Annotated in this window: 11 protein-coding genes; 9 read left to right on the forward strand and 2 right to left on the reverse strand. The window is 39.7% G+C overall.

Annotation, left to right across the window (positions count from 1 at the left end; translation table 11 throughout):
- The first annotated feature begins 2 nt into the window (after nt 1-2).
- The 9 genes from iolD to Q1B07_RS13270 all read left to right on the forward strand — a co-directional run bounded on the left by iolD (nt 3) and on the right by Q1B07_RS13270 (nt 11,762).
- A complete protein-coding gene (gene iolD, locus Q1B07_RS13230; RefSeq protein WP_299090557.1) occupies nt 3-1,916 on the forward strand; it encodes a 3D-(3,5/4)-trihydroxycyclohexane-1,2-dione acylhydrolase (decyclizing) in 1,914 nt (637 codons plus the stop codon).
- A 16-nt stretch (nt 1,917-1,932) separates the two neighbouring features.
- On the forward strand, nt 1,933-2,844 hold the full coding sequence (gene iolE / locus Q1B07_RS13235) for a myo-inosose-2 dehydratase (protein ID WP_299090560.1): 912 nt from the start codon (nt 1,933-1,935) through the stop codon (nt 2,842-2,844).
- A gap of 47 nt (nt 2,845-2,891) precedes the next feature.
- The gene (locus tag Q1B07_RS13240; RefSeq protein WP_299090562.1) at nt 2,892-3,935 is read left to right on the forward strand and encodes a Gfo/Idh/MocA family oxidoreductase; all 1,044 of its coding nucleotides are present in this window, start codon (nt 2,892-2,894) and stop codon (nt 3,933-3,935) included.
- 70 nt (nt 3,936-4,005) lie between these two features.
- Nucleotides 4,006-4,884, forward strand: coding sequence for a class II fructose-1,6-bisphosphate aldolase (gene fba / locus Q1B07_RS13245; protein ID WP_299090565.1), 879 nt, complete (start codon nt 4,006-4,008; stop codon nt 4,882-4,884).
- 261 nt (nt 4,885-5,145) lie between these two features.
- Nucleotides 5,146-6,150: a LacI family DNA-binding transcriptional regulator gene (locus Q1B07_RS13250; RefSeq protein ID WP_299090567.1), complete on the forward strand. Its 1,005-nt coding sequence runs from the start codon at nt 5,146-5,148 to the stop codon at nt 6,148-6,150.
- A gap of 184 nt (nt 6,151-6,334) precedes the next feature.
- Entirely contained in the window at nt 6,335-7,357 is a 1,023-nt protein-coding gene (locus tag Q1B07_RS13255; RefSeq protein ID WP_299090569.1) for a LacI family DNA-binding transcriptional regulator, read from the forward strand.
- 410 nt (nt 7,358-7,767) lie between these two features.
- The gene (locus Q1B07_RS13260) at nt 7,768-9,228 is read left to right on the forward strand and encodes a CoA-acylating methylmalonate-semialdehyde dehydrogenase (protein ID WP_299090572.1); all 1,461 of its coding nucleotides are present in this window, start codon (nt 7,768-7,770) and stop codon (nt 9,226-9,228) included.
- Nucleotides 9,229-9,620: 392 nt separating this feature from the next.
- Nucleotides 9,621-10,811, forward strand: a complete 1,191-nt coding sequence (locus Q1B07_RS13265) for an MFS transporter (protein WP_299090575.1) — start codon at nt 9,621-9,623, stop codon at nt 10,809-10,811.
- Between the two features lie 69 nt (nt 10,812-10,880).
- Nucleotides 10,881-11,762 carry a sugar phosphate isomerase/epimerase gene (locus Q1B07_RS13270; protein ID WP_299090577.1) on the forward strand — a complete coding sequence of 294 codons (882 nt, stop codon included), beginning with the start codon at nt 10,881-10,883 and terminating at the stop codon, nt 11,760-11,762.
- 64 nt (nt 11,763-11,826) lie between these two features.
- Here Q1B07_RS13270 and Q1B07_RS13275 read toward each other — a convergent pair whose 3' ends face one another.
- Together Q1B07_RS13275 and Q1B07_RS13280 are read right to left on the reverse strand one after the other, a co-directional pair.
- Nucleotides 11,827-12,426: a response regulator transcription factor gene (locus tag Q1B07_RS13275; protein ID WP_299090580.1), complete on the reverse strand. Its 600-nt coding sequence runs from the start codon at nt 12,424-12,426 to the stop codon at nt 11,827-11,829.
- Nucleotides 12,423-13,556, reverse strand: a complete 1,134-nt coding sequence (locus Q1B07_RS13280; RefSeq protein WP_299090583.1) for a sensor histidine kinase — start codon at nt 13,554-13,556, stop codon at nt 12,423-12,425. The genes Q1B07_RS13275 and Q1B07_RS13280 overlap by 4 nt, the downstream gene beginning before the upstream one ends.
- Nucleotides 13,557-13,573 lie beyond the last annotated feature (17 nt).

Below are 13,573 nucleotides of genomic sequence, written 5' to 3' on the forward strand. Positions count from 1 at the left end.
GGATGGAAACAATTCGATTAACTACAGCACAAGCTTTGTTCAAGTTTTTAAATCAACAGTATGTTCATATAGATGGTGAGGAATTTCCGTTTGTTGAGGGTATTTTTACCATCTTTGGCCATGGAAATGTATTAGCGATTGGGCAGGCGCTTGAACAAGACCCAGGACATTTGAAAATCATTTCAGGGAAAAATGAACAAGGTATGGCACACGCAGCGATTGCGTATAGCAAACAAATGCTCCGCAAAAAAATATATGCGGTTTCAACTTCAAGCGGACCAGGTTCAGCCAACCTGGTAACGGCTGCCGGTACAGCTCTTGCGAATAATATTCCGGTTTTGTTTCTGCCGGCAGATACTTATGCGACACGTCAGCCTGATCCGGTCTTGCAGCAGATTGAACAAGAATACAGCACGGCTGTCACAACCAATGATGCATTAAAGCCTGTTTCAAGATATTGGGATCGCATTACTCGTCCGGAGCAATTAATGTCAAGTTTAATTCGGGCGTTTGAAGTGATGACAGACCCGGCGAAAGCAGGTCCGGCAACCATTTGTATTTCACAGGATGTTGAAGGGGAAGCCTTTGATTATGATGTGAAGTTCTTTGAAAAACGCGTTCATTATATTGACCGCAAGCTGCCATCGCAACGTGAGCTCGCAGGAGCTGCCGAGTTAATTAAGGCTAGTAAGAAGCCTGTCATTGTTGTTGGCGGCGGAGTAAAATATTCAGAAGCGCGTGAAGCGGTAATGGAATTTTCCGGGAAGTATAATATTCCTTTAGTTGAAACCCAAGCAGGCAAATCAGCAATAGAATCATCATTCGAAAATAACCTAGGCGGGCTTGGAATTACAGGAACATTAGCGGCAAATAAAGCGGCACAGCAAGCGGATTTGATTATTGGTGTTGGTACGAGATTTACCGATTTTGCTACATCATCTAAAACACTATTTAACTTTGAAACAACGAAGTTTTTAAATATCAATGTCAGCCGTATGCAAGCCTATAAATTGGATGCATTCCCGGTTGTCGCAGATGCCAGAACAGCATTTGAGGCACTTACGCCAATGCTGGAGGGATATAAGAGCGAGTTTGGCAATACGATTACTGAATTAAAAGAAGAATGGTTGATTGAACGTGACCGCCTAAGCAAAGTTACATTTAATCGAGAGAATTTTGATCCTGAAATTAAGAATCATTTTTCACAAGAAGTGTTGAATGAGTATGCAGATGCTTTACAAACAGAACTTCCGCAAACGACTGCACTCCTGGCGATTAATGACACGATTGATCCTGACAGCATCATTATTTGTGCAGCTGGCTCACTTCCAGGAGACTTGCAGCGTTTATGGCACTCAGAGGTTCCGAACACCTATCATCTAGAGTATGGATACTCATGTATGGGTTATGAAGTTTCCGGTACATTAGGCTTGAAGCTGGCAGATCCTTCAAAAGAGGTGTACTCAATCGTCGGTGATGGAAGCTTCCTCATGCTCCATTCTGAATTTATTACAGCTATTCAGAACAATAAAAAAATAAATGTGCTCTTATTCGATAATTCAGGTTTTGGCTGTATTAATAATCTCCAAATGGATTCCGGAAATGGAAGTTTCCATTGTGAATTCAGAACAGCAGATAACCAAATTATGAATATTGATTACGCAAAAGTGGCTGAAGGCTATGGTGCTAAAGCGTATCGGGCAAATACAGTTGAAGAATTAAAAGCAGCCTTAGAGGATGCGAAGAAACAGGATCGATCTACTCTAATTGAGATGAAAGTGCTTCCGAAAACAATGACTGATGGTTATGATGGCAGCTGGTGGAACTTAGGATTCCCTGAAGTATCTGATCAAGAACTTGCTCAAAAAACTTTTGAGCTTAAGCAAGAAAAATTACGAAATGCAAAGCAATATTAATAAAGGGTGATTGAGAATGAGTAATCAAGAGATTCGTTGGGGCATTGCCCCAATCGGCTGGCGAAATGATGATCTGCCTGAGATCGGCAAGGATAATACGTTGTCACATCTATTGAGTGATATTGTTGTCGCTGGCTTCCAGGGGACAGAGGTTGGCGGTTTCTTCCCTGAGGCAGAGGTGTTAAATAAAGAGCTTAGGCTGCGCAACTTAAAAATTGCAGGCCAGTGGTTCAGCAGTTTCCTGAACCGCGATGGACTTGAAGAAACTTCAAAGGCTTTTCATCAGCATTGTGCATATTTGCAGGAAGTGAATGCAGACGTTGCCGTTGTATCAGAACAAACATACAGCATACAAGGAACAGATAAAAATGTCTTTACTGAAAAACCTTTTTTTACTGACAAGGAATGGAACCAATTATGCCAAGGCTTAAACGAACTTGGAAAAATTGCTGAACAATATAACTTATCATTAGTTTTTCATCATCATATGGGCACAGGTGTTCAAACATTAGAAGAAATTGACCGCCTCATGGAGAATACCGATCCAAACCATGTTCACCTTCTATATGATACAGGTCATATTTATGTTTCTGATGGCGACTATATGAAGCTATTAACAAAGCATATCAATCGCATCAAACACGTCCATTTTAAAGATGTTAGAGATCAACAGCTGGCTCAATGCAGGGAAAAGGGCGAATCATTTTTACAATCCTTTTTAAATGGCATGTTTACCGTACCTGGTGACGGATGCATTGATTTTACTGATGTCTACCAAATACTCCTTGATCATGATTATAAAGGCTGGATTGTCATTGAAGCAGAGCAGGATCCAGCAATTGCTCATCCATTGGAATATGCTTTAATAGCAAGAAAATACATTGATGAAACATTACTTACTCTAAAAAAGACAGAAATCGTAGGATAATCATCCAAAAGAAAAGTTATAACGATTAAATCTAGGGAGGAATGGACATGACCATTCGATTTGGGGTAATCGGTACTGGCGCCATTGGCAGAGAACATATTAAGCGCATTGAAAATAAATTATCGGGCGGAAAAATTGTAGCTGTTACAGATGTTAATAAAGAGTCCGCAATCAATGCTGTACAAAGCTTTGAATTAGATGCAGTCGTTTATCCAGATGATAAAGCACTTATTTCTGCTGACGATGTTGATGCTGTGCTTGTAACAAGCTGGGGCCCTGCACATGAAGCGAGCGTTCTTGCCGCGATTGAAGCTGGAAAATATGTGTTTGTTGAAAAACCATTGGCAACAACAGCTGAAGGCTGCATGAGAATTGTCGAAGCTGAAATGAAGCATGGAAAGCGCTTAGTGCAAGTAGGCTTTATGCGCAGATATGATAGCGGTTATGTTCAATTAAAAGAAGCAATTGACAATCAATTTATCGGTGAACCGCTGATGATCCGCTGTGCCCACCGAAATCGTGAGGTTCCAAACAACTACACAACCGATATGGCGATTCATGATACGTTAATTCATGAAATTGATGTTTTACATTGGCTGGTAAATGATGATTATAAAACGGTACAAGTGACCTATCCGAAAAAGTCAAAGCATGCCCATGAGAATCTGAGAGATCCGCAAATTGTTACATTAGAAACTAAGGGAGGCATTGTGATAACAGCTGAAATATTTGTTAATTGCAAATACGGCTATGATATTCAATGTGAAGTAATCGGTGATGAAGGTATTGTCAGCCTTCCGGAGTTCCAAAGTATTTCGTTCCGAAAAAATGCAACCTTTGGCACTAATGTATTATTGGATTGGAAGGATCGTTTTATTGATGCATATGACAAGGAATTACAGCATTTTATGGATTCCATTCATAAAACAGGTGAACCAAATGGGCCGACTTCTTGGGACGGATATATTGCCGCTGTAACAGCAGATGCTGCGATTAAAGCACAGCATTCAGGTGAGAAAGAAGCCATTTCATTAATGGATAAACCGGATTTTTACAAGCAATCGGCAGACAAAATCAATGTTAATGCCTAAAGGTATACGAGGTTGAACTAGCTTCTAATTAAATCATTCTATAAATCGATAAAAAGAGGTGATCTGGAAAGTGTCATTAGTATCTATGAAGGAAATGCTTCTGAAGGCGAAAGAAGGCAGCTATGCTGTAGGGCAATTTAACCTAAATAGCCTGCAGTGGGCACAGGCCATCTTACAAGCAGCAGAAGAAGAACAAGCACCTCTAATAGTAGCTGCATCTGACAGGCTTGTTGATTACCTTGGCGGTTTTAAAACGATCGCTGCCATGGTGAACGCACTTATGGAAGAAATGTCCATTACCGTTCCGGTGGCATTGCATCTCGACCATGGCATGAGTGTTGAAAGATGCATGCAGGCAATCGATGCCGGGTTTACTTCAGTTATGATTGATGGATCCCATCATCCAATCGAAGAAAATATCGCCATGACGAAACAGGTTGCTGACTATGCACGTTTAAATAAAGTATCAGTAGAAGCAGAGGTAGGAACAGTTGGGGGTATGGAAGATGGACTGATTGGCGGAGTGAAGTACGCTGATCCTAATGAATGCTTGCGAATCGTGAAGGAAGCAGGAATTGATGCCTTAGCTGCTGCCCTCGGTTCCGTCCATGGACCATACCAGGGTGAACCAAAACTAGGCTTCGAAGAAATGAAACAGATTTCAGAACTAACAGGCATCCCGCTTGTCCTGCATGGTGGCTCGGGAATTCCTGAATATCAAATCAAGAAAGCCATTGAATTAGGCCATGCTAAGATTAATGTTAATACGGAATGCTTACAAGCGTGGACCAAGGCTGTTCGTGAAAAGCTAAATAGTGATCCTGATCTTTATGACCATCGGGCCATCACAACACCTGGGAAAGAAGCGATTGTTGCAACAGTAAAAGGAAAAATGAGAGAGTTTGGCTCTAGTAATAAGGCCAAACAATTTAGCGCAAGTATGAATTAAGATGAAGAGGGCTGTCTCAAAAGGATCTGCTACACATATGTGTTTGGCGGAGCAATCTTTATATATGAGACAGCCCTTCTTATTGTTTAAAAATGAAAAATCCAAATCCTCACCTTTTCATGATAAAATAAGTTAATATGCTACAAGTGTATCTAGTAAATAAAAAAGGTTATGATAGAAAGAAAGCGATATAGATTATTTGTATGTGAAATTTTTTAATCCCACTAAATCGTTTTCAGTGAGGGTGAGTGATATGAAGTTATGAAAATGAGTGATGTGGCGAAATTAGCAAATGTATCTCCTGCCACCGTATCCCGGGTGCTTAGTAATCCGGACCTTGTTAGCAAAGAAACACGCGAGAAGGTAATGAAGGTCATCAATGAGGTGAATTACAAGCCTCATATTGTGGCAAGACAATTCCGTACAAAGGAAACCAAAATCATTCTCGTTGTTGTCCCAGATATTACGAGCGCTTTCTTTTCAAAGGTTTTACGCGGGATTGAACATGTAGCTATTAACCATGGATATCAAGTTATTTTGGGCGATACTGAAAATGATGTTGAAAGGGAAAAAGAATACATCAATTTATTGCTGCAAAAGCAAGCAGATGGAATGGTGCTTTTAACAGCGCGCTTAAATAAAGCTAACCTAGAAGAGATTGCCGGTCATTTTCCAATGGTGCTTGCTTGTGAATACATGGATGATTTAAATGTTCCGACTGTATCGATTGATAATATCAGCAGTGCAAGAAAGGCAACTGAACATTTAATCAAGCTCGGTCATACGAAAATTGCTCATATTACGGGTCCGATTAATGTCATTCTGAGCCGTGACCGGATGAGAGGATATCAGCAGGCATTACTAAGCTATGATATAGAGGTAGACCAAGCCTACATTCAAGAAGGTGATTTTACCTATGAATCCGGCTACCATCAGACGATGAAATTACTGGCGTTTGAAACCCCGCCAACAGCGATTTTTGCCTTTAATGATGAGATGGCGATGGGTGCAATTAAAGCTGCAAAGGATAGCGGTTTAAATCTGCCTGAGGATTTATCCATTGTAGGATTTGATAATATCAAAATGTCCTCTGTCATTGAACCTAATTTAACGACGATCGACCAGCCAAAATATGAAATTGGTAAAAAAGCGATGGAGCTATTGTTACATTTAATTAATGGGGAAGCGATCAAACAGAAAAAGTTTGTGATGAAGGATGAACTAATTATTAGAGACTCAGCAACACCATTAAAAGAACAAACATAGGGCCATGAGGTGTTGAAGCAGGAAATGCTTCTTCTGCCTTTGGCTTTTATTTTAGGCATTTAATCCAAGTATTCGTTTACAAAAATTAGTCGGTCATATAAAATAAAAGCAAGATTTGAAATCGATTACAATGACAATATGTCTACTTAAAGAACTAAACTAAAGGTGAAAGAGGTGATTAGGGATGAAAATGAGCGATGTGGCAAAACTAGCAAAGGTATCGCCTGCCACCGTATCGCGGGTGCTTAGCAATCCTGAGCTTGTCAGCAAAGAAACACGCGAAAAGGTGATGGATGTCATTAATCAAGTAAATTACAAGCCTCATATTGTGGCAAGGCAATTCCGCACTAAGGAAACGAAAATCATTCTTGTGGTCGTTCCAGATATCACAAGCCCGTTCTTTTCAAAGGTTCTGCGTGGGATTGAACATGTTGCTGTCAGTCATGGTTATCAGGTTATTTTAGGGGATACCGAAAATGATATTGAAAGGGAGAAGGAATATATTAATCTATTGCAGCAGAAGCAGGCAGATGGGATGGTTCTATTAACTGCCCGGCTTAATAAAACAGAAATGGAAGAGATTGCTGACCATTTTCCTATCGTGCTTGCCTGTGAATACATGGATGGCTTAAATATTCCAACCGTATCGATTGATAATATTAGCAGTGCAAGAAAGGCGACCGAACATCTAATCAAGCTGGGACATACGAAAATTGCCCATATTTCCGGACCTCTTCATAATATATTAAGCAAGGACCGGATAAAAGGATACAAGCAGGCGTTGTTAAGCCATGATCTAGAGGTAGAATCAGCCTATATACAAGAAGGTAATTCGACCTTTGAATCCGGCTATCATCAAATGATGAAATTACTGGCGTTTGAAGTCCCGCCAACAGCTGTTTTTGCCTTTAATGATGAAACGGCGATGGGGGCGATAAGGGCTGCAAAGGACAGCGGATTATCTGTTCCAGAGGATCTTGCAGTGGTAGGATTTGATAATATAAAAATGTCGATAATCCATGAACCAAATTTAACAACGATTAATCAGCCTAAATATAAGATTGGTATGAAAGCAATGGAGCTGTTGTTAGGTTTGATCAATGGAGAAAAGTTGACTAAGAAAAAAATTGTATTAAAGGATGAATTGATTATCAGAGAGTCCTGCAATCCTAAGCTGAAGGCTGGAAAGACTTTGGAATTGATTTAACGGTATTAATGGGGCTGTTTTTAAAGGATGTAATTGAAATCGATTTCTAATTAATTTGATTAATATATGTGAAAAAAGAAAAATGATGTAAGTGGAAAATGAAGCGGCAATTTATTTGTCTTTCAGCTTACCTCTTGAGAAATAGGGGATTTTACAATGTTTTTTATAAAAATGAATGATAAAAAAAAGAAAGAAATCATAGAAAAAGCGTTTACAAAAAGAATAGAATCATATAAAATGAGTCTTGTAAGGTAAGAAATTATTCCTTTTCACTGAAATCGATTACATTGAAAGCTAATGATTTTTGCAAAAAAGAAAGACCTTCAGTCTTTTACATGAGGGTGTGAATGATAACGCTGCCTTAATTTTAAATAGAATGGCAGATAAAAAAGTTAGGAGGAGTCTTTATTATGACAAATACTGTGACTGTACAAAACCTTAAAAATTTTATCGGTGGTAGCTGGGTTGAATCAAACTCAGGAAAAACAGAGATCGTTCCAAATCCGGCAACAGGTGAAACAATCGCACATGTGCCCCTTTCAAGTCGAGAAGATGTAGATCAAGCGGTTAAAGTAGCAGCTGAAGCATTTAAATCTTGGAGCAAAACAGCTGTACCGCGCAGAGCCCGCCTCCTTTTTAAATATCAGCAATTACTAGTTGAGAACTGGGAGGAGTTAGCACGCCTGGTTACAATCGAAAATGGAAAAAGCTATAACGAAGCATATGGTGAGGTTCAACGAGGAATTGAATGTGTTGAATTTGCCGCAGGTGCTCCAACATTAATGATGGGAAAACAGCTTCCAGATATCGCAACAAATATTGAATCTGGCATGTACCGCTATCCAATCGGTGTCGTTGGCGGAATCACGCCATTTAACTTCCCGATGATGGTGCCATGCTGGATGTTCCCATTAGCGATTGCTTGCGGAAATACATTTGTGTTAAAGCCATCTGAGCGCACGCCATTACTGGCAAATCGTCTGGCAGAATTATTTAAAGAAGCTGGATTGCCTGACGGCGTATTGAATATCGTACACGGAGCTCATGATGTTGTAAATGGATTGCTTGAGCATCCAGGAGTAAAAGCAATTTCATTTGTTGGTTCACAGCCGGTTGCTGAATATGTTTATAAAACAGCTTCCAATCATGGTAAGCGTGTTCAAGCTTTAGCAGGAGCAAAAAACCATTCAATTGTTATGCCAGATGCAGACTTAGATGGTGCAGTTAATCAAATTATTAACGCAGCTTATGGTTCTGCCGGAGAAAGATGTATGGCGGCGGCAGTCGTTGTAGCAGTTGGTGAAGTAGCCGATGAATTAATGGAAAAACTAGTTGACGCTGCGAACAATATCACCATTGGAAATGGAATGGATGAAGGCGTATTCCTAGGGCCGGTTATTCGTGATTCTCATAAAGCGAAAACGGAAAAATACATTGAAATTGGACAAGAAGAAGGGGCTGTATTAGTTCGTGATGGACGTAAAGATGCAGCAGCATCTGGAAATGGATATTTTGTCGGTCCGACTATTTTTGATCATGTAAAAACGGAGATGACGATTTGGAAGGAAGAAATCTTTGCGCCGGTCTTATCAGTTGTTCGAGTAAACACGTTAGATGAAGCGATTGCTCTTACGAATGAATCAGATTTTGCAAATGGAGCATGTATTTATACGAAAGATGGCAGCAATGTTCGCAAGTTCCGTGAAGACATTGATGCGGGTATGCTTGGAGTGAATTTAGGAGTTCCTGCACCAATGGCCTTCTTCCCATTCTCTGGCTGGAAGAAATCCTTCTATGGTGACCTTCATGCAAACGGACCAGATGGTGTAGAGTTTTATACTCGCAAAAAAATGGTAACAGCACGCTGGTAATGTTTAAAGGAGGCTGTTTCAGCCAGCCTCCTTTCTATCAAAAAAGCAAGAAAGCATTTGTACCTAGTTGCAGTGTCTAGCTCCTAGATTGAGCAAGTCGCTTGCGCTTTTGTTAACAGCTTAGGAAATTATAAAATTCTTGAACTGTGGGTAAGCACTGCGACATCCAGTTCCGAAGCACAGGATGTGCAAGTGCAGTCAGTGCGACAGGACGTCGCGTTTTTGACTGCCAGCGCCTATCGCCTATCAAACTTTAGATCATCTCCCTACGATAAGTCAACATCGGTTCGCTTCGCTTACCGTGTTTCCTTTATCTCAGTCGATGCTCCCCCAGTTTGTACGGCGATGACCAAGGCGCTTGCGCTTTTGTTCATAGACGGAGTGATAATAGAGTGATTAATTCCGTTAGAAATAAGGGTATATTTTTATTTGTTTCGTTTGCATTATGGTTCTCGCATTTTATTTATCTGCCAATCCTAACGCCTCATATCGAGTTAATGGGTGGTAAATACACATTTATCGGCATTGTGCTAGGCAGTTATGGACTCATGCAATTTCTTTTTAGGCTTCCTATTGGGATTTGCTCAGATCTTTTCAGACTAAGAAGACCATTTATTGTGATGGGGATGTTGATCAGTACCGCCAGTTGCTTTGCATATGTATTAACAGATAGCCTGGGTTGGGTGCTAATCGCACGTTCACTTGCCGGTATTGCAGCAGCAACTTGGGTTGTTTTTACTGTCTTATATTCTAGTTATTTTGTTGATCACGAAGTTCATCGCGCGATGAGCAGCATTTCCTTTGCTGTGGTCTTAGCTCAACTTTTAGGTATGGGTGTAAGCGGGATCATCGTTAATGAATGGGGCTGGCAAGCTCCGTTCTGGATAGGTGGATTGACTAGTCTTCTAGCTGCCATCCTTTCTTTTTTCATCTATGAGAGAAAAGAAGAGAAAGCGCGAGTGCCGGTTAAAGTGATCGACCTTACGTCAGTGATAAAAGAACCGTTGCTGTTAAAAGTGTCGTTTTTATCTATTTTAGCACACGGTATTATTTTTACTACGACATTTGGCTTTATTCCTACTTATGCCTTGAAAATGGGTCTTACCGCAAGTGAGATTAGTTTGCTCGTTTTTATATTTATGATCCCGCATGCGCTTGCAACACTTTTTATAGGGAAGCTAATTGTTCCACTTTTAGGTAAATGGAAGACATTAAATATTGCTTTTTTTGCATCAGCATTGTTTACGCTTCTAACACCTCTTATTGAAGCAAAAGGGTTGTTAATGATGATTCAAGCTTTGAATGGATTTTCGCTCGGAATCGTATTCCCTCTGCTGTTAGGTTTAGCAATTGAAACGATTTCACAGGAAAAACGAGCAACAGCGATGGGAGTCTATCAAGCTTTATATGCAATTGGCATGTTTTCCGGACCTTTTGTAGCAGGTATTTTAAATACGAAATTTGGTATTGCGGCAGGGTTTTACTTTATCGGTGTAGTCGGGTTGATTGCCAGCATTTTAATTACGACTTGGAGCAGAAAAGAAACAAATACAGTTAAAAAGCATTCTGAAATATGTACTTGAAATAAATAGTTGTTCTAGTTGCAACACATATTGGCTAACGCCAAACAGCTAATAAAGGAGATGATTACATTGCGTTTAGCATATGATCCGTCACATTATCGTGATAATACAAATTTAAAAGATACGATTGATGCAGTCGCCAGATTAGGGTATGAATATGTAGAGTTATCACCTCGTAAAGATTTTATTTGGTTTTATGAATATCCAAAGGTTGATAAGCAGCTGATAAAAGATTTAAAAAGATATTGTTTAGATGCCGGCGTTAAAATCTCTTCTGTCCTTCCTGTTCAACAATGGTCTTCACCTATAGAAGAAGAACGTCAAGCTGCAGTAAGAAATTGGAAGCGTTGTATTGAAATCACTTCTGAATTAGGTGTTGATTTAATGAACAGCGAATTTGCCGGAGATAAAAGCCGTCCGGTTGATAGTGAAGCTGCTTTTGTTAAATCAATGGAAGAGCTCATGCCGCTATTTGAAAAAGAGGGGATTAAACTTAATTTACAATCCCATCCTAACGATTTTATTGAGTTAAATACAGAAGCCATTCGAATGATTCGTGCTCTTGATAAGGATTGGATTAAGTTAGTCTATTCTGTTGCACATGCTTTCTTTTATGATGATGGTGTTGGCGATGTAGAGAAACACTTGGAAGAAGCCGGAGATTTACTTGCTCATGTTTTAATTGCAGACACTCTTAATCATAAAGCAGCATTTGGATTGCGATATATTGTGAATCCTCCTAATGCTAATGTAACGATTCACCAGCATTTGAACCCTGGAGAAGGGGAAGTTAACTTTGAGGCACTATATCGGAAATTAAGAGAAATGAAATTTGATGGAATTGTAACAAATTCAGTATTCGCTTATCCTGATAAACCAGAATGGTCAAACGAAATAACGCTGAAATCCATTAAAGAGGGTTTAAATATTAAAGAGGGATTAAATATATAATAGGTAGGTCGTGCGCTGAAACTTAAAATAGGACTGTCCCTTGGGGGACAGTCCTATTTTGCGCTTATTTAAACCATCCTTTTTCCTTAGACTGTGTAATCGCCTCAATTCGGTTTTTCACATCAAGCTTTTCTAAGATGGTAGAGATATAATTCCGGACCGTACCGGTTTTGATGCTAAGCTGATCAGCAATTTCCTTTGTGTTCATGCCGTCGGCCACGAGCTCTAAAACCTCTCTTTCGCGTTCGGTTAAAGGGTTTTGTTCACTGTAAATGTCATCCATTAGCTCAGGTGCATAAATGCGTCTGCCTGAGATGATGCTGCGAATGGAGCTGGCAAGCTCCTCACTCGGGCTATCCTTTAATAAATAGCCGCTTACACCGGCTTTTAACGCTCTCTGAAAATAACCTGATCGGGAGAATGTCGTTAGGATGATTACTTTGCAGTCCTCGCCTTTAAGCTTCTCAGCGGCTTCGAGTCCGGTCATTCCAGGCATTTCAATATCCATAATACAGACATCAGGCTTGTGCTTTTTCACAAGTGCAAGGGCTTCTTCACCATTGCTTGCTTTTCCGACCACTTCCATGTCTTCTTCTAAATTTAAAAGAGAGCCAAGGGCACCTAAAAGCATTTGCTGGTCCTCAGCAATGACAATTCGAATCATATGAGCTCCTCCTCTGCCTGTTTTACGACATTAGGTACTTTTATCAGCAAAGCTGTTCCTTCCTGGGAAATAATATTTAAGCTGCCATTAACAAATTCAAGGCGTTCTTTCATTCCGGCAAGTCCATTTCCCTTTGTAAACTTATCATTAGCTATAAAGCCGATTCCGTCATCCTTCACGGTGATTTCAATCTCGTTTGCGGTTTGTTTGACGGAGATAAAGCATGTAGAAGCACCGCTATGTCTTACCACATTGGTAACGGCCTCTTTCAAGCACATACTAAGAATGTTCTCAGTTAATAAAGGAACATCTTTTAACACGAGGTTATCGTTACTCACTAAATCGATTTCAGCTGCTTTAAGGATTTGTTTAACATGGAGCATTTCCTCTTTTAAACGAATCCCGCGCATTTCCGAAACAAGCTTTCTCACTTCATTCAATGCTGTTCGTGCCGTCTGCTGTACGTCCTTCATTTCATTGCGGGCTTGTTCGGGATCTTTATAAATTAATTTTCTCGCTAAATCACTTTTTAATCCGATCATGGATAGCTTTTGTCCTAATATATCATGAAGATCACGAGCAATCCTTTGCCGTTCCTCAAGCTTCACAAGCTCAGAAATTTTCTTGTTGGCATCTTCTAATTTTTCTTGCAGCTGTCCCCGCTCTTTCCGATTATATATACTAAATGGCAAAAAGATGACACTAAGACAGCTAATGATCACAAATGGTAAATGCTTTAACAGCAAATCCTCATGCAAGACGATACTGAAGTTTATGGAAGCAGCTGTGCTGACCAAATGAATGATATATAAAGTCAAAAATGAAAGCCGATTCTTTATATTCCCAATAAAATAGGCAATATAAAATGAAAAATAAAAATAGTTGAAAAGATAGGTTGACGTAAATGATATGCCGATAAGGACGCATGTCAACACAGTAACATGCCATCCTTTTGCTAAAAAAGCATATCTGAAGGTGATAAAAAATAAAATCGTAAGGATAATCCCAACAATGATCTCAATCGTAGATGATGATTGAAAGATAAAGTAAAACGGTAATATACTTAAAAACGCCCAAATATATGGGGAAATTCCATTGCTTTTTTGAAAGATCGCAAACCTTTTTTTCATCTTGAACCCACTTTAAT

This window comes from uncultured Metabacillus sp. (assembly GCF_947503125.1).
Taxonomy (GTDB): domain Bacteria; phylum Bacillota; class Bacilli; order Bacillales; family Bacillaceae; genus Metabacillus.